The organism is Enterococcus asini ATCC 700915 (assembly GCF_000407365.1).
Classification (GTDB): domain Bacteria; phylum Bacillota; class Bacilli; order Lactobacillales; family Enterococcaceae; genus Enterococcus_C; species Enterococcus_C asini.
In genome coordinates this window covers 1-24,576 of sequence record NZ_ASVU01000001.1, presented here as the reverse complement: position 1 = coordinate 24,576, position 24,576 = coordinate 1, and the positions used below count along the sequence as shown (strand labels likewise).

Genomic DNA, 24,576 nt, shown 5'->3' with positions numbered 1-24,576 from the left:
GTACCAATACTTTGTCACTAATGTCATTAAGTTTACTCAATTCTTTTGAAAATAAAAAAAGAGGTAGTATTGATTTTATTTTATATATAAAAGAAGTGGAGCAGAATTAGTGACATTAGTGACAATCGCCGGTATATCAACGGTTGTTTGGAACAGGATAGTGACACAAGGCAGATAAAGAATGAACAATAATTGACAGGAGGAATCAGATGAAACAATTTCTAGTGATAGACAAGAAGCCGAACCTAGCTTATGTGGATATGATGGAACGCTTCTTGATGAACGTGGTGGCATTTAGTGTGGCATTGGTAACAAAGGACTATTCCACCTTTTCCCCGGAAGTGCTTGAGATGATGGAATCTAACCCTGAATGGCTAAAGGAAACAGTAGCATGGGGGCAACAGATGTTGGCACAGTCAGTAGTGGACGGGGAGAACTACCTGACTAATGAGGAGATGGCAGAGGACTTATCGGGGCTGATAGTCTTGTATAACACAGCCACACAACGAGAGCTGACGGATCATGAAGATGCCCTGTTTACCAATCTGCATGATAGGTTCTTGACGTTGCTGTTAGTTGATGATGAATTGATAAAACATTTTTTGGAGGACGAACAATGAGCAACTTTACAGGTAAACCCAACCCAATGAAGATGAAACTATTTAGATCAGGAGGACCAATCTATCAGTATGTACCAGGTTCCAGTCCGAGACGACCTGACCTAGAAAAAATGGTAAATGAGTTTCTAGCAGAGAATCCGGATAGAGCGATCTTTCACATTAAGCAAAGCACGACTGCTATTGGGGATAATGAGGACTTTCAATCAGAGACTACCATTTCTATTTGGTATCAAGACTAGCAATCAGGAGGAGAGTTACTTGGATAAAGTATATATCGACAATAACCGCCAATCTCAAACGGTGGAGCTTCCTAAATATGGTGAAGTGAAGTTGATTGTTAAAGATGGCAAAGTTGTGCAATATGTGGTAATTGAGTCACATATTCTAGCGGATAAAAATGCCTAGAAAACAACGTGATAATGCGCCATAAACGGCTGTAATATGGTATAATTAACTTAGTTGAATAACGTATCTTATGAGGAAGAACCCGAGGATAGAAGAGTCTGACAAGCGATTGTCACAGGCTCTTGTGTCCTCTTTTTTTATTAATCATTTCAACAAAAACAGTCAAAATTCGACAGGAGAGAGTGAACTAAATGCCAAAGCTTAACATTCGGCAAGATCGCTTCTTAAAAGCATTACTAGAAAGCTCAACGATTGACGAAGCCTGCACAACAGCTGGAATCAATCGAACGACTGGCTATAACTACTTAAAAGACCCAGCCTTTGTAAGTGAATACCATGCTTTAAAAGAAAAGGTATTGGATCACACGACGGAATGCTTGAAAAGAGCGTCAGAGGAAGCTGTGGCCGTTTTAACAGAGGTTATGAATGATGAGAAAGCATCTACTCAATCGCGTTTGAAAAGTGCGCAAAATGTACTTGATGTTGCTTGTCTTAATAGAAAATAAAGGAGAATGAACATGAGAACTTTGGAACAACTAGAAAATTATTTAGTAGGTTTACGAAACGAAAACAGAAATGGTCTTATGGAAGCTAGCAAGAATATCGCAGTAACTCAAGAAGCGATTGATAAAGCACAAGATGAAACAGCGACCGCGCAAGTAGAAAACAATCTTGAAGCATTCAATAAAGCAAAGGATAAACTTTGGACGGCATCAAACTCATTAGACTTTTACAAGAGACAGCATGACACTCTTAAAAAGCCTATTGTTTCAGAAGAAGAAGGCAAGAAACTCTTCGATGAAATTGATAACGCAGCAGAACTATCTAATGAAGTGCTATACGAAAGAGCAAGAAATCTTGTGAACGAACTTCAAACCATATCAGAAAAAGTCTTATCTAACATGAACCAGGGTTCAAGTCTGTATAGCATATTGCAAAAAGATATATTGAAAGACAATCGACCAGGACACATGAAGGAATTTAAGACCAGGTCTAATAGTTGGTTCTTAAAAGAAAAAGTGGAGGCGGTATCTCGAAATCTTGAGGAGGAATTCTAATGGCTGATTTAAACTGGATCGATGAACTGAAAGCGAAAGCAGCAGCGAATAATGAGAAGCAAAAGAAAGCGATGTTTGAAAGTATTAATCATCATGATGAAGAACAACAGAAGCAAAATGAGAAATTATCTAAGTTACTAAACAAAAACGCAGAAGCTTCTCGTATTAGAAAAGAGAATGAGAAGCGCGAAAGTATCGACTACGAAAGACAAAAAGCAATGGGAAAAGTTGAACATGAGTTCAGTGTGCTGGGGTTGAAGACTGAAAAAGAAATGAAGCAAGAGGCTTCTTTGAAGGCAATGTTGAGAGAGTTAAATAAAAATACCCAAAAATAAATTAATTATAAAAGTATTGATACTTTAAGGGTTTCGTATTAGATGCTAGCCAAAATTTTTTCAGTGAAGACATGGGGGGGGTAGGGAGGTCAAAGAGCGCACAAGCGAGCTTCCCGCCGTATTGTACATTTTTTCTCGCGAACCGTGTCTTCATATAGAAAGGAATAAAAAAATGCCAATGAAATCATGTGCTGTATGTGGCACTTCCTTTGGTACGAACCGAGGAAATAGGAAATATTGCAGTAAGCAATGCAAAGGAAAAGCAAATAGGGCGTCCCGAAAAATGAAAGAAGGCAAAGCGTAGTGATCAAAGGGAAAGTAATTTGGTTTAATGATCAGAAAGGGTATGGATTTATCGCTGGTGATGATGGACATGAGTATTTTATCCATCATACCGGAATTATTATGCCTGGATATAGAAAGTTAGAGAAGGCGCAATCAGTTGAGTTTGAATCAGAAGATACGCCTCAGGGCAAGAAAGCTTTCAATTTATCTCCAGTGTAAAAGGATTGTTAGGGGTGGCTGCGTAATCGGTTGCCTCTTTCTATGTAATTTGGCAGGTAGGAGGCCTTGGCGTGGATATAATGGACGAGTTGATTATTCAACAATATTTCAAACTGGAAAAGAAGCTATATAAACTGAAGTATCGCCTGGAAAACGAACGCCGGGTATTCTACCAGCAGTCTATGAACACGCATGTGAGTTATACAGCGCAAGGGCTTGTACCAGTCGGGTTTAGGCCAGATAAGGAAATTATTACTTTGTATGAGCGAATCGACTTGATAGAGCGAAGTATAGAGCGCAACAGTTACCGTTTGAAGCACTTTAAAGCCTACCTGGCATGTTTACCTAAAACGGATGTAAGATGTTTTAAAGCGAAGTATATCGAGGATAAAGTGGTATCTATTTCAGAGGAAAAATGTAGCTCGCTACTCAGTGAAATTCGTGAAATCGAGACGGCTATCTGCTTTAGAGAGCGGTTGGAGCCTGAACCGGAGCAAGTCACGCTTTCCGGTGATGTATTGAACGATGTAGCAACAATGGCGGAGGTGTTTGCATTATGAACGTTTGGCAAACAAAACATTATTTGAGGCTATGGCAAGGCTTTGCGGAGCTTTCCGGCGAGTTGACTGAGTGGGACACCAAGGCGGCAACTATCTTCTTTAATGCCCTTAAAAAGCTAGATAAAGATGATGTAGCCTTCCTTGCGGATAAGTATGTTACACACGTCAGAAATCGAGTGGTAAGCCCTGTTTACGGCAAGCCATTTAGCAGTGAACCGGCTACTGATAAGACGATGGCGGAACTCAATGAGATGGATACACTCAGCTACACAAGAAAGCGAGTAAAGATAGAGGCTAAATTTCAAGTTGCTTTTAATGAAATAGCCAAGGTATATGATAAAAAGCGCCTAGATAATCTGCCGGAGTTTAATCTGATTATGGGGAAGTTGTTCCTTAAAAGTTATGAGCCAACGCCTTTAGGTTGTTTGAGAGATGAGCTAGTTTTTACCGTTGACCCAGCACAGGCAAAAGTATTTCAGCAAGGGGATCGTGAAGCAGCAACTTTGATTAGGGATCTAAAGCTTGAAAAATGGGAGCCGAACCCGGATAAATGGTTTGCGACAATCTATTTTGATGATGAGTGAGTCGTCACAGGAGCATTCTAAGCACGTTTTGCATTGCTTTGCAGGTAGTTGTAAGCAACAATCCTGTGTGTAGCTAGTGGCAATTCTAGAAACCTAGTCGGGATCATGTTAAAATGTAACTAAGTATACTAGGTAATTACCAGGCTTTTTATCGGACTGAAAATTGTAGGTCAGGTTGCAAACTGACTGGACTAGGAAAAGTTGTGGAATATGAACGTTCAAAAAAATAATAACGGAGCTGGTAAATGGTTTTTCGACGCCGTTTAGCCAGTGAGTGATGCATGGTACAGTAGACACTCCTCGGTGTTCGTACTCTTCTTTCACTTGTTTAAGAATTTGGGAGCGGATTTCTTTCATTTTTTTAACGAACATAGCGCCCCTTGTGTAATAGCGAGGGGCCTCCTTGTACATAATAAAAAGCACTTGCCAATAACTGACAAATGCTAATGCCCCCAGCGCTTATGAGTGATTTTTTTTTGAATCAAGTCAAATTCAAGTCAAAAGTAAATCTAACTGTTAGAAACCTCGATAGGACGGGGTTTCTTTCTTTATATAAGGAGAGTAGGGGATTTGAACCCCTGCACCGCTTTAAAGGCGGTTCGACGGATTTCGAGTCCGTTGCATTACCACTCTGCCAACTCTCCAAAGCACATGTTCTATTTTGCCTGAAAAACGGAATTTGTCAAGCAAAAAAAGTGTCTCCCGAACCAAGGGAGACACTTTTTTTATCGGTTTAAAGAGCTTTGAATGCTTTACTATCTAAGGTACTTTCAATCGCACGTTCGATTAATTTGATGATTTCTTCTTCGGTAGGATTGATGATCCCAGAAGACATCAAGGAAGCAATCCCAGAAACGGTAATCCAAGTGCTTTCGTGTAAGAGAGCGATTTGATCTTCATTAAGGTGACTGTACGCAGGGTCACGTTTCACTAGATTTTTAAAGTAATCATAGGAGAATTGGTGCATCAGTTCCCCCCCACCGTATTCATCCACATACAAGGAAACATACAAATTGCGATTTTCTCGAGCAAAATTGATATAATTGATTCCGAGGTCGATCAGTTCATTGCCTGTGTGGGGTTTTGGAAAGGCATTCTCATGCAAGTCTTTCATCACCGTTTCAACCAAGGTGTTTTTCAGATCTTGCATGTTTTTAAATTCCAAATAGATGGGCTGCGTGGAAATCCCCATTTTCTTGGCGATATTTCGCGCAGTAAATTTGCTAAAGCCTTCTGTGGAGATGACATCATAGGCGGCTTTTAGGATTTGATCTTTCGTGTAAACTTTGCGACGCATAACATTACTCCTCCCTTTTTATTATAACATTTAGAATCCCTGATGATATTGTATAGTAAAGACCTCGTTTTGGGCAAACGATATACATTTCCTCGTTATATTTAAAAGGGTAATTAAAGAAAAACGAAAATAACTCACTTTATTTAATTAAGTGTATGATGCGTGAATTGTCTGCTGGTATTTGAAATTGGTGTGATTTTTTAGTTGAAAAGATGGATTCACTTAGTTATCGTTAGAAAGATAATACTCATTGGAATAATTCCTTTTTTGATTGGATGAAATAACGTAAAATAGCATCTGTAATGCTAAGAGGAGGAACACTTTGGAGACGCGTAAAAAATTAATTTTAAAAACCTGTGTACTAGCAGGAAAGATTATGATGGAAAATGGTTCCGAGGTGTACCGGGTGGAAGACACGATGAATCGCATCGCTGCAAATGCCGGGGAAGTAGACTGTGTCAGCTATGTGACAGCTACTGGATTATTTATGGGTTTTAAAGAAGAAGCCTATTGCCTTTTAGAAGAAGTTCACGAGCGGGCGATTAATTTGGAAAAAGTGGTTGCCGTCAATCGTCTTTCTCGAGAGTTTGCCGCAGGAGCTCTTTCCTTAGAAGAGTTGTATCAACAGCTTTTGGTGGCACAGCAAAAGACACCGAGTTTTCACTTAAGTACGCAGGTGATTAGTGCGGGGATCGTTAGCTGTACATTGATGTATATTTTTGGCGGCTCCTGGTTTGACTTTCCTGCTACTTTTGTTATCGGAGCGTTAGGGTTTTTAACTGCTTATTTAGTGAAGAAATGGCTGCGCATTAGTTTTTTAGATATGTTTGCGGCAGCGGTGGTAATCGGCTTATTGGCGGTTTTGAGTGTTAAAATCGGTGTGGCGCAAAATGCGGACAATTTGATTATCGGTGCGGTGATGCCCTTAGTGCCAGGAGTAGCGATTACCAATTCCTTTCGCGATATTATGGCAGGGGATTTAATCAGTGGGACTTCCCGAGGAATCGAAGCCGTGTTTACCGCGGCGGCGATTGGCATGGGTATTGCTTTTGTACTATCGATTAGTGGAGGTGCATTTTGATGACCATTTTTATTCAAGTGGCATTTAGTTTTCTTAGTACCATTACTTTTGGCATTTTAACCAATATTCCGAAACGAGCTTTGATTAGCACTGGGATCACCGGAACGATTGGCTGGATGCTCTATTGGGGCTTGCGGGAAGCTTCTTGGGGACTGGGTTTTTCCAACTTCTTAGACGCTTTTGTGATCGGTTGTTTGAGCATTTATTTTTCTCGTCATAAAAAGATGCCCATGATTATCTTTAATATTCCTAGTTTAGTGCCCCTAGTACCGGGAGGACCGGCATATAAGGCGGTGCGGGAACTCGTTCTAGGGGATAACGCTATGGCGGCAGAAAATGCGGTGATCGTTCTCGTTACAGCGGGAGCCATTGCCGGGGGCTTTTTAGTTACTGGTGTGGTGGAAAATCTGATTCAAAAGGTGAAAAATCATTCAAATGCAACGCGTAAAAAGGCTTAAGGAAAATTCAGACTAAGGTCCGATGGGAATTTGCGAGAAATCTTCTATACTAAAAGAGAAGTAAGGACAGTGATTACGAAAATATAAATCTTACAATGTTGTTTGGTTAAATTCACTTAAAAAAATCGCCAAGCAATGACTTTTCTTTTATAATGAAGGGGAAGTAGTAAAGGAGATGAATCCCATGAGTGTGGCTGCATCAAGAAAGTTAATCAATGCGATTTCCATTATTGGCGTCGGTATTTCCCTAGCCCTCACAATCTATTTTATTAATTTAGGTGTGTTTAAAGACATCAATGCCTTGCGAGGCTTGGTTGGGACAAACACGATCTTGGGACCATTGATCTTTATGGCGCTACAGATTTTACAAGTGGTGATTCCGATTATTCCCGGTGGGGTCTCCAATGCGGCCGGGGTGTTAATCTTTGGACCGATGATGGGCTTTGTCTACAATTACCTAGGAATTTGTATCGGTTCTGTGATTATCTTCTTATTGGGTCGCCGTTACGGGAAGAAATTTATCCTGGGGATGATTGGGGAAAAGACTTACAATCGTTATATCGGTTGGTTGGACAATCAAAATCGTTTTGATAAATTGTTTGCTTTAGCGATCTTTTTACCGGTAGCTCCTGATGATGCCCTGTGTTTGATGGCGGGCTTGACAAATATTTCTCTTAAAAAGTTTACTTTGATTATTTTACTGGCAAAACCAATGTCAACTTTCCTTTATAGTATGGCTTTGATTTATGGCGGTACCTTCCTAAGTGGTTTCTTAGGCTAATGATTGAATCAAAAAGCGACGATTCCGAAAAAGGAATCGTCGCTTTTTACTTGTAAAAAACCCGGGAGCTTTTGGCATCCCGGTTTTTTTATATTTCAATGAATTTATGCACTTTTTTCTGCGACTTTTTTTAGCAAACGAGTTTCTAAGTAGTCTGCCAAACCGTCTTCGGTGTTAGGTTTGTCTGTTTGGTCGTTGGCCGCAGCTTTGGCACCGACGGAACCATTGGCCATAGCCACGCCCCAGCCAGCGTATTCCAACATTTCCACATCGTTGTGTTCATCCCCAAAGGCCATGATGTTTTGACGGTCGATGTGCAAAGCGTCCGCGATAATTTTGACACCCCGAGCTTTTTCAATGCCTTTAGCGACAATTTCTAAAATGGCTTTCGGGCCACCCCAAGTCCGCACGTCTACATAGTCCGAATATTGGGCAGTCAAACGTTTGGCTACCGTATCGGCCATTTCGTTGGTTGTTTGGACCAACATGGAAGTAGGATTGCTCTTGAGATTTTTCAAGAGATTGGCTTCTGTGGGTTTTTGATTGGAGAAGAGGTATGCATCATCAAAATCAATGCGATCCACGAAGAAGGTATCGCGATTTTCGGCAGCCACATAGTCCAATTGTAATTCGTCTTTTTGCGCTAAGATGTCAAAAACGATGTCTCGGCTGAATAGAGTCTCGGACTCAAAAGACCAGTTACGGTGAGGAAGATGAACTAAAGCACCATTGAAATTGACCATGGGGCTTGTTAGACCTAATTCTTTGTAAAACTGTTCGCTCATACGAAATGGGCGGCCAGTGGCAATACTAACGATATGACCGGCTTTCACGGTCTCTTGTAAGACTGCTTTGGTTTTTGGTGTAATCAGCGATTGGGCGTTTAAAGTCGTCCCATCCAAGTCGATGGCGATTAATTTTTGTGTCATGGGATTGATCCCCGCTTTCGTTTCATTTGTCGTTTTAGTGTAACATAATTTTGCGTTTTCACAAAATTTGCAAAAAGATTTCCCCGGTAGTTTAGGAAAAAGTTTAGCCTTCTGGAAGAACTGAAGAGCAAAAGGCAAAAGGAAAACTTTCCGTATCAGAAATAAATACGAATGATTTACCTTTATAAATTGATTTTATTCGACAAAAATATCTAAAACACGAACATTAACCGGATAATTATCGGAATTATCATTGGAATGTTTGCTTTTTACGCTAATTCTACCTATAATCAGTCTCGTTGGGGTATTCCCACAGCAATTATCTTACTATTCATATTGATTAAGGAGAGAATTTTAACATGGAAAAGTTTTTCAAATTAAAGGAAAACAACACAACGGTCTCCACTGAAATGATGGCAGGGGTGACGACCTTCTTTGCCATGAGTTACATCTTGTTCGTCAATCCCTCGATTTTATCCCTTTCAGGTATGCCGTTTCAAGCGGTGTTCCTAGCAACGATTGTGGCTTCTGTGATCGGGACTTTGGTGATGGGGTTATTCGCTAACGTACCCTATGCCCAAGCACCAGGGATGGGGTTAAATGCTTTCTTTACTTATACAGTTGTTTTTGGTTTAGGTTATTCTTGGCAACAAGCATTGGCCATGGTTTTCATCTGCGGTTTGATTAATATCTTTATTACGGTAACTCGGATTCGGAAGATGATCATCCATGCGATTCCAGAAAGCTTGCAACACGCAATCGGTGGCGGGATCGGGATTTTCGTAGCCTATGTAGGGATTAAAAATGCCAACCTATTGAACTTCACCGTGGAAAAAGCCAACATCGTTTCCGGAGATGCTGAAACAAGTTTGGTGGCAAATGGCGGTATCGTTCCAGCATTGGCAAACTTCAACAACGCTGGCGTGATCTTAGCTTTAATCGGGTTAGTATTAACCACCTTATTGGTAGTTAAAAATGTCAAAGGTGGCATTTTAATCGGAATCGTTGCGACAACGATTATCGGAATTTTGATGGGTGTAGTCGATTTATCTGCTATCGATTGGAAAGCTAATTCTCTAGGAGCTTCCATTAATGAATTAGGGACCACGTTTGGTGCGGCTTTTGGTAAAGATGGCATGCAGTCTTTGTTTGCAGATAGCTCAAAAATCCCTCAAGTATTAATGACAATTATTGCTTTTAGTTTATCGGATACTTTTGATACAATCGGTACCTTTATCGGAACGGGTCGTCGCACAGGAATCTTCTCTAAAGAAGACGAAGATGCTTTGGATGACAGCCGTGGCTTCAATACAAAAATGGACAAAGCCCTTTTTGCTGATGCAATCGCAACTTCTGTTGGGGCCATCGTCGGAACTTCTAATACAACGACTTACGTGGAATCTGCAGCCGGAATCGGTGCCGGGGGTCGGACTGGTTTGACTTCGGTAGTCGTAGCCGCTCTCTTTGCTTTGTCTAGTCTGTTTTCACCACTGATTTCCATCGTACCAACCCAAGCCACTGCACCGGCTTTGATCTTGGTTGGGGTAATGATGGTAGCCTCCTTTGCGGATATCAACTGGACAGATTTGGAAGAAGCAGTTCCAGCATTCTTTGCTTCCATTTTCATGGGCTTATGCTACAGCATTTCTTATGGGATCGCAGCGGGCTTCATCTTTTATACTTTGACGAAGACCATTAAAGGCAAAGCCAAAGAAGTGTCCCCAATTATTTGGGTAGTAGACTTACTCTTTATCGCGAACTTTGTCATCTTAGCAATTCTCTAAGCAATCACCAAAAAGGTTGTCTCCTGTGTGGGGGACAACCTTTTTTTGCGTGTTGCTTCCAGAGTCATGAGTTTCCTCTTGTGAAAAAATAAGGTATAGTTAATAGGAAAGAAGGGTTGTGAAATGAAGATTGATTGGCGCCGAAACCTATTGATTTCATGGGTCGGGTGTTTTTTCACCGGAGCCAGTTTTAGTTTAGTGATGCCATTTATTCCATTGTATATCGAACAATTGGGAACACCAAAAAGTCAAATTGAATTATTCTCCGGTTTGGCAATCTCCGTTACAGCCTTAGCATCGGCCATTGTGGCACCGATTTGGGGGAATTTAGCGGATCGCAAAGGTCGTCGGTTAATGATGATTCGAGCAGCTGTGGGGATGACCTTTACCATGGGTTCTTTGGCTTTTGTACCAAATGTTTACTGGTTACTGCTCATGCGGTTTATGACCGGGATTTTGTCCGGATACATTCCCAATGCCACGGCTTTGATTGCTTCTCAAGCCCCTCGAGAAAAAAGTGGGTGGGCTTTAGGAACGTTAGCCACAGGTGCCATTGCGGGGAATCTAATCGGGCCTTCCATGGGTGGTGCGCTAGCTCAGTGGTTTGGCATGGAGAATGTCTTTATCATTACTGGGGTTGTCCTGTTGATTACGACGATTTTGACGATTGTCTTAGTCAAAGAAGACTTTACTCCGATTAAAAAGACGGAAATGGCGCCCATTAAAGATATTTTTGCGCAAATGGAAAACTTCCAAATCTTGATTGGCTTGTTTGTGACCTCATTGATTTTGCAAATCGGCATTACCAGCATCAGTCCAATTTTGACACTGTACATTCGGGACTTAAGTGGCAATAGCAGCAATGTTCTCTTTGTTAGTGGATTAATCGTTTCTGTTTCTGGGGTATCGGCGATTTTGTCCTCTCCAAGCTTAGGCAAAATCGGGGATCGCATCGGCAATCACAAGGTGTTGCTCTTTGGGTTGGTTTTATCCTTAGTATGTTTCGTGCCCATGGGCTTTGTGAAGACGCCGTTTCAATTAGGGGTGTTGCGCTTTTTGTTAGGTTTCTCTACGGGAGCTTTGACGCCTTCCATCAATACGTTAATCAACAAAATCACGCCGGCAGCCGGAGTCAGTCGGGTGTACAGTTACAATCAAATGTTTCAAAACTTTGGTCAGGTTTTAGGTCCTATGGTGGGGTCCACCGTGGCTCACAGCATGGGGTATCCGGCGGTGTTCTGGGTGACCAGTGGCTTTGTCTTGATCAACATTGGCATTTCCTTGTTTAACTTCCGCAAGAACCTGCGCAATCCAATTTAATTTGAAATCACAAAAAAACCAGTTACAATAAGTTCGTAACTGGTTTTTTCTGTGGATTCTGTTTTAGCGCACGGACTCTTTTGGCGGAGCAATTGTGCCGATCAAAATGACAATCACACCAACAATCAAAGACAAAATGGTTGTCAGTTGAAAATCATAAGGGGCACCAATCAAGGCATTACCTAGATAGCCGACGACTTGGCCTAAGACAAATGCCCAAAACAGGGTAATGATGTATTTCATAATAAGGCACCTCTTTTCTGGGGAATCTTTCGTACACAGTTTACCACAATCTTCGCAGAAGTAAAGAAAACATCAACTGTAAATTTTCTGGAGGTATTTTCATGACGTTTCCTCAATTAAATACCGTTACCGCCTTCTCCTTATTGCAAAGTACGCTTTCTGTGGAACGCTATGTGACAGCGGCCAAAGAGCGAGGCTATCAGACAATTGGGATTTGTGACCGAAATGTTCTAACCGGGGCGGTGGCGTTTTATGAAGCGTGCCAAAAGGCGGGGCTTCAACCGATTATGGGCTTGCATTTGGATTATTACTCGCCAGTGCAAAAAGGGGAAAATGAACTCCTGTTGTTCGCCAAAAATCAAAAGGGCTACGAGCAGCTCGTCTTACTTTCCAGTCAAAAAATGACCCAGGGCAAAGTGACGCTAGAAGCCTTCGCACCTTTCAACGATTTAATCGCGGTATTGCCAGAGCGCAATGAGTTGCAATATTTATTGCAGTTGCATCCGGAGCTTTTGGAGGCACGTTATCAAGAGTTAGCTGAAATGTTTCCCTTGTTTGTTGGCAGAAGTCTAGACACTAAAGCAGATGCTTTTTCTGAATGGACGATGGCAAAGGGCATTCCTCCTTTTGCTTTAATGGAAGTCGTCAGCCTGGAATCCAGCGAGCTAAGTGCGGTACGGGTGATGGAGCATATTAAGAATGGTACGCAAATTGGCGATTTGCAAGAACTGGACTTGGCTCTAGGGCAACCTTTGTGGACAGAAGAGCAGGTTCGAAGCCGATTTGCTCAGGAGCAACCAGAAGCACTGGCCCAGGCAGATGCTTTTGCGGCTGACTGTCACTGGGACTTGCCCCTGCATCAAAAGCTCTATCCTAGCTATCCCATGACGGAAGGAAATGTACCGGACTTCTTACGCCAGCTTTGTCAAGAACGCTTGCCTCAGCGAGTTAAACAGGTGACAGCGGTCTATCAAGAGCGTCTGGAGTACGAGCTTTCCGTGATTCATCAAATGGGCTTCGATGATTATTTTCTCATTGTCTGGGATGTAATGGATTTTGCCCATCGTCAAAAAATCGTTACCGGAGCGGGACGGGGCTCGGCGGCAGGTTCCTTAGTAGCTTATGTGCTGTCTATTACCGATGTGGATCCGATTCAATACGATCTCTTGTTTGAACGTTTCTTAAATCCCGAGCGGTACACGATGCCGGATATCGATTTGGACATTCCCGATAATCGGCGGGAAGAAGTCTTGCATTATGTCCAACAAAAATACGGCCCATTGCGCATGGCGCAAATCGCCACTTTCGGTACTATGGCGGCGAAGATGGTCTTGCGGGACGTGGCGCGCGTCTTTGGTCTGTCCCAGTCTGAGGCCAATCGGTGGTCCAAGGCCGTACCGAATAAGTTGAAAATCACGCTACAAGAAGCATATGATACGGCGCCAACTTTGCGAAATCTAGTGAAACAAAGTCCGAAAAATCAGCGTTTGTTTCAAATTGCTTTGATTTTAGAAGGGTTACCACGCCATGTTTCGACCCACGCGGCAGGGGTGGTGATCAGTGACCGAGACTTAACGGAACTGGTTCCTTTACAAGCCGGCTCTGAGGATATTTTCCTGACCCAATTCACCATGAATGATGTGGAAGCCATTGGCTTGCTGAAGATGGACTTTTTAGGCTTGCGGAATTTGTCGATTATCGACAATACCTTGCGAGGCATCAAACAAGCCACCGGTCGAGAGTTTTCACAAAAGGAGATTCCTTTAGATGATGTCGAAACAATCGCCTTATTCCAACGTGGGGATACTTCCGGTGTCTTTCAGTTTGAGTCGGCGGGAATTCGCAATGTTTTGCGACGCTTAGGACCGGAAAATATCGAAGAAATCGCCGCGGTAAATGCTTTGTATCGTCCTGGTCCCATGCAAAATATCGAACATTACATCCAGCGTAAAAAGGGCAAAGAAGCAGTCAGCTATCCAGATGATAGCTTGCAAGATATTTTAAAAAACACCTATGGCATCATGGTCTATCAAGAACAGGTCATGCAGGTGGCGGCTAAAATGGCGGGCTTCTCACTGGGCCAGGCGGATATTTTACGGCGGGCGATTGGGAAGAAGAAAAAAGCGGCCTTAGACGAGCAACGGACGAATTTCGTGGAAGGTGCGGTTGCCCAAGGACATCCCGCTAGTAAAGCCAATCAAGTCTATGACTATATCGAGCGCTTTGCCGATTACGGCTTTAACCGAGCCCATGCTTTTGCTTATTCCTTTGTAGGGTTTCAAATGGGGTATTTGAAAGTTCATTATCCCGGTCCGTTTTATGCGGCACTTTTACGGGGAACGCGGAATAATCCGGCTAAAGTCAAGGAATACTTAGCGGAAGCAAAGAAGCGGCGCATTCAAATCTTGCCTCCGGATATCAATCAGAGCAGTTACGGTTTTTACTTGGCGGGCTTGCAACAGATCCGTTTTGGGTTAGGAAGTATCAAGGGAATTCGCCGGGACTTTATCGGGGATATCGTCAAAGAACGACAAAATCAGGGACCGTTTACTTCATTAGATAACTTCTTGTATCGCATTGACAGTAAATGGCGCAAGCAGGAATTATTACTACCATTAATTGAAGTTGGTGCGTTTGATTCTTTGGAACCTAAACGCCGCCAGTTAGCCAGTGAATTGGAAGGAAAGATTCAAAACATCCAATACAGTGGCGGTAGCATGGACCTTTTGGACTTGATGGCATTGAAGGTTACGGATATTCGGGATTATTCCTTAGAAGAACGCTTGAATTTGGAGGAGCAGTATTTAGGCGTTTATCTCTCGGGGCATCCTGCGGAAAAATATGAAAGTTTAGCCCAAAGAAGGCAGACTCGAGCCATTGCCGAGTTAGTACCAGAAGAAAAAGTCCGCATCCTTTTCTATGTGCGGGATATTCGTGAGATTCGCACGAAAAAAGGCGATTTGATGGCTTTTGTGGAAGGCAATGATCCTTCTGGGGAGCTTTCCGTGACTATTTTTCCGGAACTCTATCGTCGTGTGCGCCAGACGTTTCAAATAGGGGATGTCCTTTATTTGGAAGGAAAAGTCGAAATGAGCAAGTACAATGGGGAAATGCAGTTGATTGCTAATGAATTGGCCCAAGCGTCTGAGTTGCAAATGCAAGTGACGGAGACAACGTGTTACTTGCGAATCTCACCTGAACAGGAGAATAAAGCCCAGATGCAACAATTGTTCCAATTGATTCAGACCCATCCGGGGGCAGTACCGGTAATATTGGTCTATGTAAAATCCGGTGAAAAACGCATGCTTGCTCCGGAATATGCCGTTGAAAATTCAGCGGGCTTACAAGAGAAATTAGGCCAGCTCTTGGGATTTGAGAATGTTGTCTTTAAATAGCTTACAAGTTGTTTTCAGTAAAACATACCTATCGTTTTCATCTTTTTCAAAATATTCCTCGAATCTCAAGACATTTCTAGCTTTTAATGGTAAAATAGGTCTCGTGGTTATTGCCGTAAAGGTATGACTAGATAGTACCGAACAAAAGTCATTTTAACGAGGTGAAAGGTTAATGAAACGCATCGGAATCTTGACCAGTGGCGGAGACGCTCCTGGAATGAACGCGGCGATTCGCGCCGTTGTCCGTAAAGGGATTTATGACGGACTGGAAGTCTACGGAATCAACTATGGTTTTGCTGGCTTGGTGGCTGGGGACATCCGCCGCTTAGATGTTGCAGACGTTGGCGACAAAATCCAACGAGGTGGTACATTCTTGTACTCTGCTCGTTACCCTGAATTTGCTACTGAAGAAGGGCAATTAAAGGGTATCGAACAATTGAAGAAATTCGGAATCGAAGGCTTGGTAGTAATTGGTGGGGATGGTTCTTACCATGGTGCTATGGCTTTGACACGTCGCGGTTTCCCAGCAGTAGGGATTCCAGGAACCATCGACAACGATATTCCTGGTACAGACTTTACCGTGGGCTTTGACACTGCGATTAATACAGTTTTGGAATCTCTTGACCGAATTCGCGATACAGCGACTTCCCATGTCCGGACTTTCGTTATTGAAGTTATGGGACGGGGCGCAGGCGACATCGCTTTGTGGTCTGGGGTAGCCGGTGGTGCGGATGAAATCATCATCCCTGAACACGACTTTGATATGGCCGCAGTAGCGAAACGTATCCAAGAAGGCCGGGATCGAGGCAAGAAACATTGCTTGATCATCTTGGCTGAAGGTGTAATGGGCGGTAATGAATTCGCTGATCAATTGGCAACTTACGGAGATTTCCACACACGGGTTTCCATCTTGGGACACGTAGTTCGTGGGGGCTCACCAAGTGCTCGTGACCGGGTCTTGGCTTCTAAATTTGGGGCTTATGCTGTTGAGTTATTGGAAGAAGGCAAAGGCGGATTGTGCATCGGCATGTTGGACAATAAAGTCGTTGCAGCTGATATCATCGACACGTTAGAAAATAACAAGCATCGCCCAGATCTTTCACTTTACGAATTGAATCAACAATTGTCATTCTAAAGGAAAAGTAGTAGTATAATTATCGGAAAAAGGGCTTATCCTAGCTTTTTTAAATAAATGAATAGGAGCGTTCAGTAATGAAAAAAACAAAGATCGTCAGTACATTAGGACCAGCAAGTAATAACTTGGAAACAATCTCTAAACTTATCGAATCCGGGGCAAATGTTTTCCGTTTTAACTTCTCCCATGGTGACCATGAAGAACAATTAGGTCGTATGACGTTAGTTCATGAAGCTGTGAAGAAAACTGGTAAAGATGTCGGGATCTTGCTTGATACAAAAGGTGCTGAAATCCGCACAACTGTTCAAGGAACGGATTCAGGTAAAATCGAATTTGAAATCGGCGATGTTGTTCGTATTTCTATGGATTCTGAACATGTCGGTTCAAAAGAAAAAATCGCTGTTACTTACCCAGGCTTGTACGATGACGTACACGTGGGCGGACATATTTTGTTTGACGATGGTTTGATCGACATGAAGATCATCGAAAAAGACGATGCAACTAAAGAATTGGTAACAGAAGTTCAAAATGCTGGTATCCTTGGTTCTCGTAAAGGGGTTAACGCTCCTGGCGTATCCATCAGCTTGCCTGGTATTACTGAAAAAGACGCAGACGATATTCGTTTCGGTTGCGACAACGATATTGACTACATCGCTGCCAGCTTCGTGCGTAAAGCACAAGACGTCTTGGACATTCGCGAAATCTTAGAAGAAAAGAACATGACTCATGTTCAAATCATCTCTAAAATCGAATCCCAAGAAGGTATCGACAACGTAGACGAAATCATCAAAGTTTCTGACGGGATCATGGTTGCTCGTGGGGACATGGGTGTTGAAATCCCTGCAGAAGAAGTACCAATGGTTCAAAAAATGATCATCAAAAAATGTAACGCTGCTGGTAAAGTAGTTGTTACTGCTACACAAATGTTGGAATCTATGCAACAAAACCCACGTCCTACACGGGCTGAAGCATCTGACGTTGCCAATGCTGTCTTTGACGGAACAGACGCAACAATGTTGTCTGGTGAATCTGCAAATGGGGACTACCCAGTGCAATCCGTAGCAACTATGGCTCGGATCGACATGGAAGCTGAAAAAGCGTTGCAAGAATTAGGAACTTTCCAAATCAACGAATTCGACAAAACTGATGTAACTGAAACAATCGGGATTGCCGTAGCTCGTGCTGCGAAAAACTTAGGCGTGAAAACCATCGTGGCAGCGACTGAATCTGGTCACACTGCACGCATGATTTCTAAATACCGTCCAGATGCTGATATCTTGGCTGTAACCTTTGACGAACGCACAAAACGTGGCTTGATGTTGAACTGGGGTGTCTTCCCAACAGTTGCAGAAAAACCTTCTACAACTGACGAAATGTTCGACTTAGCAACGAAAAAAGCCGTTGAATTAGGTTTCGCTAAAGAAGGCGACTTGATCTTGATCACTGCGGGTGTTCCAGTTGGCGAACGCGGTACTACAAACGTTATGAAGATCCAATTGATTGGTTCTAAATTGTTAGAAGCACAAGGCGTTGGTGAAAAAACAGTCGTAGCTAATGCAGTGGTAGCAAAATCAGCTCAAGAAGCTGTTGCAAAAGCGAAAGACGGTATGGTTTTAGTTGTTCCAACAACTGATAAAGAATACATGCCTGCATTTGAAAAAGCGGCTGCTGTCATCGTTGAAGAAGGTGGCTTGACTTCTCATGCTGCGGTTGTGGGAATTGCGAAAGACATTCCTGTTATCGTTGGTGCGGCAGATGCAACAACTAAGATTGAAGACGGTGAATTGGTAACCGTTGACCCTCGTCGTGGGATTGTATACCGTGGCGAAACAACAGCTATCTAATTTGAATCGGCCTTGATTGAAGTGAGGCAGTCGCCATAGCTTAATGGCGGCTGCTTTTCTATTGCAAGAGATTTTCTGGAGTATGAAAAAGGTGTCAAGAAAATTTCATTGACAAAGGTTTTCTGCCCCTGTATAATAGCTTTTGTTGCTTAGAGGTGATGAATATGAGATGGTCTTTACAAGAATTGCGGAAATATCAAGAGAGTGGTTTGTCCTTTGAAGAGCATTTGGATCTTACCAAACAGCTGAAAGCACGGGATAGTCAAATCCTTGATGCCACAATCGTAGAGGTAGTAGGAACGATTACAATCGATAGCTATGGCTATTTATTGCAATACAGGCTCAAAACAACTTTGACCCTACCTTCCTCACGCAGCTTAGAGCCGGTACTCGTACCTTTAGACTTTGCTGTAACGGAACAATTTGTAACCCCAGAGCAGTTTGCACAAGCGTCGGAGGCCATGTCTGAGTATGAACTATTACTCTTGGAAGGTCAGACATTGGACGTGGTAGAATCAGTCTTGGATAATATTCTGTTGGAGATTCCTTTACAGGTTTTCACCGAAGCAGAAAAGACGGGCCAGAGCTTGCCGAAAGGTCAGGACTGGGAAGTCGTTTCCGAAGAAGACTACCACCAACAAAAAGATGCGGCTGCAACAACGATCGATCCTCGTCTTGCCAAATTATCCCAACTTTTGGAGGAGACTTCAGAAGACGATAAGGAGTAAGATTGGAATAAATTTCGGGTTTATCCCCGTGTCGAACACAAGGAGGTGTATTGAGCAATGGCAGTACCAGCTAGAAAAACTTCGAAAGCGAAGAAAAACAAACGTCGCACTCATTACAAATTGACGATTAACGGTTTGAACGAATGTCCAAACTGTGGTGAATTGAAAAAAAGCCACCACGTATGCGCAAACTGCGGCTACTACGATGGCAAAGATGTGACTACAAAAGAAGCATAATCGTTTTACTTGAGAAAACGAGGAAACCCCTTAAGGCTAACCATGGAGCCTAAGGGGTTTATTTTTTTGCTTTTGGCCTAATTCTAGGAGAAGGCATAGTTTTTCCTGCTTTGAATGACCGGGCTTTTAGGCTATAATGAGAGGGATTGGTTTACGAAGTTACTATTAGGAGGAATCGTTATGGAAAAACAGCAAATCGGCGTTGTCGGCATGGCCGTCATGGGGAAAAACCTCGCACTGAATATTGAAAGTCGCGGCTATTCAGTAGCCTTGTATAATCGCACGGGTTCGAAGACAGAAGAAGTCGTAGCGGAACATCCTGATAAGAATTTTAAAGCCACTTACACCATTGCAGACTTTGTGGCAGCCATTGAAAAGCCACGACGGATTTTGTTGATGGTTAAAGCCGGTGCGGCTACGGACGCTACGATTGCGGAATTATTGCCTCACTTGGACAAAGGGGACATTCTAATTGACGGTGGGAACACCTTCTTTAAAGATACCATGCGTCGCAATGAAGAGTTAGCCAATTCCGGCATTAATTTTATTGGTACTGGGGTTTCCGGTGGGGAAGAAGGGGCCTTAAAAGGACCTTCCATCATGCCAGGGGGCCAAAAAGATGCCTATGAACTAGTAGCACCTATCTTGGAACAAATCTCCGCTAAGGCCGAAGATGGCGCTCCTTGTGTGACGTATATCGGGCCAAATGGTGCTGGTCACTATGTCAAAATGGTCCACAACGGGATTGAATATGGGGATATGCAGTTAATCGCTGAGTCTTATGACCTGTTGAAAAACATCTTAGGGCTATCTGTAGATGAAATGGCGGATATCTTCAAGGAATGGAACACAGGGGAGTTAGATAGCTATTTAATCGAAATCACGGCGGATATCTTAACGAGAAAAGATGATCTAGGAACCGGCCAACCAATCGTTGATGTGATCTTAGATGCAGCTGGAAACAAAGGAACTGGTAAATGGACGAGCCAAAGTGCTTTGGACTTAGGCGTGCCATTGCCATTAATTACCGAAGCGGTCTTTGCTCGTTACATCTCTGCTTATAAGGCAGAACGGGTTAACGCTAGCAAAATATTGCCAAAACCAGCACCTTTCACTTACGAAGGGGACAAAGGGGAATTGGTAGAAAAAATTCGGGAAGCATTGTACTTCAATAAGATCATGAGTTACGCTCAAGGTTTTGCGGAATTACGAGCAGCTTCTAAGGAATTTGACTGGAACTTGCCATTTGGTGAAATTGCGAAAATTTGGCGAGCTGGCTGTATCATTCGTGCCCGCTTCTTGCAAAAAATCACCGATGCTTATGAAGCAAATCCGGACTTGGAAAACTTGTTGTTGGATGAATACTTCATGGAAATTACGAAGAAATACCAACAATCTGCTCGGGATGTAGTGGCTCTAGCAGTCCAAGCTGGTGTACCGGTACCAACTTTCTCTGCAGGGATTGCTTACTTTGATTCCTATCGTGCGGAACGTTTGCCAGCAAACATCATCCAAGCACAACGGGACTTCTTTGGCGCTCATACGTATGAACGCACGGATCGAGAAGGCATCTTCCACTATTCTTGGTACCACGAAGAATAAGACGTTAAAAAAAGTGGCTGGAATCCTGTCCTGGATTCTGGCCACTTTTTTGTTTTGTCGAAAACATAACGGTCTTTTTTTAAATTATGGATAAAAAGTTAACTCTTTCTGACATAGCTATTTTTATCTGCTCGCTTTCATGATAAAATGGCTATAGTATTTTAATAATAAAACAAAATTCTACCAAAGAATATTTGTAGAGAGAAGGATTGTTAAATCAATGAGCAATATCTTGATTATTGAAGATGAAAAGAATCTTGCCCGCTTTGTTGAATTAGAGCTGACCCATGAAGGGTACAACACGGACGTTCATTATAATGGCAGAACCGGACTGGAAGCAGCATTAAATAACGAATGGGATGCAATTCTTTTGGATTTAATGTTACCAGAGTTAAATGGTTTGGAAGTCTGCCGACGGATTCGCCAAGTGAAGAATACCCCAATCATCATGATGACCGCTCGGGATTCTGTCATCGATCGCGTATCAGGGCTTGATCACGGGGCTGACGATTACATCGTAAAACCCTTTGCAATTGAAGAACTCTTGGCTCGCTTACGGGCTTTGTTACGACGAATCGATATTGAAGGCGATAAACACGTGGCTAAACAAACGACGATTACCTATCGGGATTTGACCATCGAAAAGGAAAATCGAGTGGTTCGTCGCGGCAATGATGTCATTGAGTTGACCAAACGTGAATACGAACTTTTACTGACACTAATGGAAAATGTCAACGTCGTTTTAGCACGGGACGTTTTATTAAACAAAGTCTGGGGCTACGAAACGGAAGTCGAAACCAATGTGGTGGACGTTTACATCCGTTACCTGCGCAATAAAATCGATGTTCCTGGGGACGAAAGCTACATTCAAACTGTCCGGGGAACAGGTTATGTGATGCGCTCGTGAGCAGCCAATCCAACAATCTGACAGCCACAAATGAGAAAAGAGAACTGAAAGGCCCATCCCTCACTGCGAAATGGGCCTTTGCTAGTTCTTTCTTCATCTTTGTGGTTTTTACCATTTTTGCGGTGATTACGTATAAGTCTTCCATAAATTTGATCGTAGCAAATGAACGGAAGAGCTTAAAGGAGACCATGACGGAGATTACTTCCCGATTGGCGGATGCAGACCAAGAGCTGACTTCGGAGACTGCCTATCGCTTGGTGAGTAAAGCTGGGGAAGAGGATACCAGTGGCAATTACGAGCGAGCGGTGTTGGAAGGCAAAACTTTGAAAATCGATCCCTATATTTCCGACCTCGGTCAAGAAGAAATGCACTTATATATTTACAATTTGGATCGAACGTTGATTTTAAACACCGAGAGTTTGGAAATCGAGTTAACGCAATTGGATCGCAAGGACCCTACGATTACTACTATCGATGGGTTAACGGGCTTTTTGGCAGTAGAACCGGTGTATTCTAAAGTAACCGGAGAAAAAGTGGGTTATTGTCAAACCTTTACGGAGTTGTCGGCTTTTTACGAGATTCGTAGTCGCTTATTATTGACCTTGATTGTCTTAGAGGTCGTTTCTCTGATACTGAGCAGTGTCCTAGGGTACTTTTTATCCACGTACTTCTTGAAACCTTTAAAAGTCTTGCGAGATACTATGGATACCATTCGTCGGGATCCTTTATCGGATGTACAGATGCCGGAAATCGGAACAAATGATGAATTGGCCGATTTGTCGGAAATCTTCAATGAAGTGTTGGAACGGATTCGGGTCTATATGGAGCTGCAGCAGCAGTTCGTGGAAGATGTTTCCCATGAACTACGCACGCCAGTCGCCATTATGGAAGGGCATTTGAGTATGTTGCAGCGTTGGGGGAAAGATGACCCGGCTATTTTAGAAGAAGGCTTGAGTGCAAGTGTTCAAGAATTGAGTCGCATGAAGACCTTGGTGCAAGAGATGCTAGACTTGTCTCGGGCAGAACAGGTGGAGGCGCATTACAGTCATGAGGTCACCAATGCCAAAGAGGTCACCCATCAAGTCTATAATAATTTTGTCATGCTCTATCCAGAGTTTACCTTTACTTTAGACGATGATTTGACAGAAGAAGTCCAACTTAAGATTTATCGCAATCACTTTGAGCAGTTGATTATTATTATCTTGGACAATGCGGTGAAGTATTCTACCGATCGCAAGGAAGTGCGTCTGAGCATTCAGCTGATTAATGGGAAATTTGAAATCTCTGTACAGGACTTTGGTGAGGGGATTCCTCAAGAAGATTTAGAAAGGGTCTTCCATCGTTTTTACCGAGTGGATAAAGCCCGTGCGCGTACTAAGGGTGGTAATGGACTAGGGCTTTCCATTGCCAAACAATTGGCTACCAGTTACAAAGGCCGCATCGTGGCAGAAAGTGTCGTGGGTCAAGGAACGATTTTTAGGATCTATCTGCCAATTGTTACGGAAAAAATCTTACCACTAGCAGAATAACTATAGAAATTTTGAAGTCAGCGTCTTTGGATGCTGGCTTTTTTGTATAAAAAAAAGCGAATGACAGTGGAAAGGAGCGTAAGTAGGGAATAACGACTACTCGAATTCCCTTATAATATGTGCACATGAAGGGGAATAGTGAAGCTGAAAACGATTAAAAATGAACACTAGAAGCCAGTAGATAACAAATAATTCGGTATTTGAAAAAGTCTAGGAAGCCTTCCTTTTTTTGTTGCATTTTTTTTTAAGAATTGCTATATTAATACATGTCCGATTGAGCAGTTGGCAATTCGAAAAAAGTTTGAAAAAAGCTCTTGACGAATTCTTCGGATGATGATATTATAACAAAGTTGCTAAAACAACAGCTTAGTAAAACAGCTAAAATAAGCTGAAATAAGTTGTTGACAAATAACAACGAATGAGATATCATAAAGAAGTTGCTGACGCAAGTCGTAACGGATGCTTCAAAAAAACTTTTATAAAAAAAGGTTGACATTCAAAACGTCATCTGATATGATATAAAAGTTGCTGGAGCAACATAGTAGACCTTTGAAAACTGAACAAAAAGCAAAACAACCAATGTGTAGGGCGCTTTGATGTAATCAAAGCAAACAACATTTGCAAGCAATTGCTAGCAAAGTCAATTTTTAACAAATGAGCTTAAACGAGTTTATCTCGTTCAAACACTTTTTATGAGAGTTTGATCCTGGCTCAGGACGAACGCTGGCGGCGTGCCTAATACATGCAAGTCGAACGCTTTTGTTTTCACCGGAGCTTGCTCCACCGAAAACAAAAGAGTGGCGGACGGGTGAGTAACACGTGGGTAACCTGCCCTCAAGCGGGGGATAACACTTGGAAACAGGTGCTAATACCGCATAACAATCAGAATCGCATGATTTTGATTTGAAAGGCGCTTTTGCGTCACTTGAGGATGGACCCGCGGTGCATTAGCTAGTTGGTGAGGTAACGGCTCACCAAGGCCACGATGCATAGCCGACCTGAGAGGGTGATCGGCCACACTGGGACTGAGACACGGCCCAGACTCCTACGGGAGGCAGCAGTAGGGAATCTTCGGCAATGGACGAAAGTCTGACCGAGCAACGCCGCGTGAGTGAAGAAGGTTTTCGGATCGTAAAACTCTGTTGTTAGAGAAGAACAAGGGTGAGAGTAGAATGTTCACCCCTTGACGGTATCTAACCAGAAAGCCACGGCTAACTACGTGCCAGCAGCCGCGGTAATA

General features: G+C 42.8%; 24 protein-coding genes, 1 tRNA gene and 1 rRNA gene. 22 read left to right on the top strand and 4 right to left on the bottom strand.

The window, feature by feature from the left end; genetic code table 11:
- Positions 1-224 precede the first annotated feature (224 nt).
- From I579_RS00135 to I579_RS00100, 8 genes are all read left to right on the top strand, one after another.
- Positions 225-620 carry a DUF3206 domain-containing protein gene (locus I579_RS00135; protein ID WP_233419255.1) on the top strand — a complete coding sequence of 132 codons (396 nt, stop codon included), beginning with the start codon at positions 225-227 and terminating at the stop codon, positions 618-620.
- Between the two features lie 258 nt (positions 621-878).
- On the top strand, positions 879-1,025 hold the full coding sequence (locus I579_RS12590; RefSeq protein ID WP_010753237.1) for a DUF2292 domain-containing protein: 147 nt from the start codon (positions 879-881) through the stop codon (positions 1,023-1,025).
- A 191-nt stretch (positions 1,026-1,216) separates the two neighbouring features.
- Entirely contained in the window at positions 1,217-1,531 is a 315-nt protein-coding gene (locus I579_RS00125) for a hypothetical protein (protein WP_010753238.1), read from the top strand.
- A gap of 12 nt (positions 1,532-1,543) precedes the next feature.
- Positions 1,544-2,083, top strand: a complete 540-nt coding sequence (locus tag I579_RS00120; protein WP_010753239.1) for a hypothetical protein — start codon at positions 1,544-1,546, stop codon at positions 2,081-2,083.
- Positions 2,083-2,418 (top strand): hypothetical protein, encoded by a 336-nt coding sequence (locus tag I579_RS00115; RefSeq protein ID WP_010753240.1) that lies wholly within the window; start codon positions 2,083-2,085, stop codon positions 2,416-2,418. Before I579_RS00120 ends, I579_RS00115 begins: the two co-directional genes overlap by 1 nt.
- A 303-nt stretch (positions 2,419-2,721) precedes the next feature.
- Positions 2,722-2,922: a cold-shock protein gene (locus I579_RS00110; protein ID WP_010753241.1), complete on the top strand. Its 201-nt coding sequence runs from the start codon at positions 2,722-2,724 to the stop codon at positions 2,920-2,922.
- Positions 2,923-2,993: 71 nt separating this feature from the next.
- The gene (locus I579_RS12450; RefSeq protein WP_010753242.1) at positions 2,994-3,482 is read left to right on the top strand and encodes a hypothetical protein; all 489 of its coding nucleotides are present in this window, start codon (positions 2,994-2,996) and stop codon (positions 3,480-3,482) included.
- Positions 3,479-4,066, top strand: coding sequence for a hypothetical protein (locus I579_RS00100; RefSeq protein ID WP_010753243.1), 588 nt, complete (start codon positions 3,479-3,481; stop codon positions 4,064-4,066). The genes I579_RS12450 and I579_RS00100 overlap by 4 nt, the downstream gene beginning before the upstream one ends.
- A gap of 555 nt (positions 4,067-4,621) precedes the next feature.
- Here I579_RS00100 and I579_RS00090 read toward each other — a convergent pair.
- Positions 4,622-4,710: transfer RNA gene (locus tag I579_RS00090), tRNA-Ser, on the bottom strand.
- Between the two features lie 89 nt (positions 4,711-4,799).
- A complete protein-coding gene (locus tag I579_RS00085; protein WP_010753244.1) occupies positions 4,800-5,363 on the bottom strand; it encodes a TetR/AcrR family transcriptional regulator in 564 nt (187 codons plus the stop codon).
- A gap of 322 nt (positions 5,364-5,685) precedes the next feature.
- Between I579_RS00085 and I579_RS00080 the strand changes: the two genes are divergently transcribed.
- The 3 genes from I579_RS00080 (at position 5,686) to I579_RS00070 (ending at position 7,683) form a co-directional block, all read left to right on the top strand.
- Entirely contained in the window at positions 5,686-6,444 is a 759-nt protein-coding gene (locus I579_RS00080) for a threonine/serine exporter family protein (protein ID WP_010753245.1), read from the top strand.
- Entirely contained in the window at positions 6,444-6,902 is a 459-nt protein-coding gene (locus I579_RS00075) for a threonine/serine exporter family protein (RefSeq protein ID WP_010753246.1), read from the top strand. The genes I579_RS00080 and I579_RS00075 overlap by 1 nt, the downstream gene beginning before the upstream one ends.
- Positions 6,903-7,086: 184 nt before the next feature.
- Positions 7,087-7,683, top strand: a complete 597-nt coding sequence (locus I579_RS00070; protein WP_010753247.1) for a TVP38/TMEM64 family protein — start codon at positions 7,087-7,089, stop codon at positions 7,681-7,683.
- Between the two features lie 104 nt (positions 7,684-7,787).
- On the opposite strand, the gene I579_RS00065 is transcribed toward I579_RS00070, so the two are convergent.
- Complete coding sequence (locus I579_RS00065) at positions 7,788-8,612, bottom strand: Cof-type HAD-IIB family hydrolase (protein WP_010753248.1); 825 nt, start codon at positions 8,610-8,612, stop codon at positions 7,788-7,790.
- Positions 8,613-8,971: 359 nt separating this feature from the next.
- Between I579_RS00065 and I579_RS00060 the strand changes: the two genes are divergently transcribed.
- Both I579_RS00060 and I579_RS00055 read left to right on the top strand, forming a co-directional pair.
- Positions 8,972-10,396 (top strand): NCS2 family permease, encoded by a 1,425-nt coding sequence (locus I579_RS00060; protein WP_010753249.1) that lies wholly within the window; start codon positions 8,972-8,974, stop codon positions 10,394-10,396.
- A 123-nt stretch (positions 10,397-10,519) separates the two neighbouring features.
- On the top strand, positions 10,520-11,716 hold the full coding sequence (locus I579_RS00055; RefSeq protein ID WP_010753250.1) for a multidrug efflux MFS transporter: 1,197 nt from the start codon (positions 10,520-10,522) through the stop codon (positions 11,714-11,716).
- Positions 11,717-11,779: 63 nt separating this feature from the next.
- Here the strand turns inward: I579_RS00055 and I579_RS00050 are convergent, their stop codons facing one another.
- Entirely contained in the window at positions 11,780-11,959 is a 180-nt protein-coding gene (locus I579_RS00050) for a YjzD family protein (protein ID WP_010753251.1), read from the bottom strand.
- A gap of 101 nt (positions 11,960-12,060) precedes the next feature.
- Between I579_RS00050 and dnaE the strand changes: the two genes are divergently transcribed.
- The 9 genes from dnaE to I579_RS00005 all read left to right on the top strand — a co-directional run.
- A complete protein-coding gene (gene dnaE, locus I579_RS00045) occupies positions 12,061-15,354 on the top strand; it encodes a DNA polymerase III subunit alpha (protein ID WP_010753252.1) in 3,294 nt (1,097 codons plus the stop codon).
- Positions 15,355-15,526: 172 nt separating this feature from the next.
- Complete coding sequence (gene pfkA / locus I579_RS00040) at positions 15,527-16,489, top strand: 6-phosphofructokinase (protein ID WP_010753253.1); 963 nt, start codon at positions 15,527-15,529, stop codon at positions 16,487-16,489.
- Positions 16,490-16,566: 77 nt separating this feature from the next.
- Positions 16,567-18,333 carry a pyruvate kinase gene (gene pyk, locus I579_RS00035; protein WP_010753254.1) on the top strand — a complete coding sequence of 589 codons (1,767 nt, stop codon included), beginning with the start codon at positions 16,567-16,569 and terminating at the stop codon, positions 18,331-18,333.
- A gap of 164 nt (positions 18,334-18,497) precedes the next feature.
- Positions 18,498-19,061, top strand: a complete 564-nt coding sequence (locus I579_RS00030) for a YceD family protein (RefSeq protein WP_010753255.1) — start codon at positions 18,498-18,500, stop codon at positions 19,059-19,061.
- Positions 19,062-19,118: 57 nt separating this feature from the next.
- Positions 19,119-19,298, top strand: coding sequence for a 50S ribosomal protein L32 (gene rpmF, locus I579_RS00025; protein ID WP_010753256.1), 180 nt, complete (start codon positions 19,119-19,121; stop codon positions 19,296-19,298).
- Positions 19,299-19,478: 180 nt separating this feature from the next.
- A complete protein-coding gene (gene gndA, locus I579_RS00020; protein WP_010753257.1) occupies positions 19,479-20,900 on the top strand; it encodes an NADP-dependent phosphogluconate dehydrogenase in 1,422 nt (473 codons plus the stop codon).
- A 220-nt stretch (positions 20,901-21,120) separates the two neighbouring features.
- Positions 21,121-21,807, top strand: a complete 687-nt coding sequence (locus I579_RS00015; RefSeq protein ID WP_010753258.1) for a response regulator transcription factor — start codon at positions 21,121-21,123, stop codon at positions 21,805-21,807.
- On the top strand, positions 21,804-23,336 hold the full coding sequence (locus I579_RS00010) for a HAMP domain-containing sensor histidine kinase (protein ID WP_010753259.1): 1,533 nt from the start codon (positions 21,804-21,806) through the stop codon (positions 23,334-23,336). The genes I579_RS00015 and I579_RS00010 overlap by 4 nt, the downstream gene beginning before the upstream one ends.
- A 688-nt stretch (positions 23,337-24,024) precedes the next feature.
- Positions 24,025-24,576 (top strand): 16S ribosomal RNA (locus I579_RS00005); the annotation flags it as partial.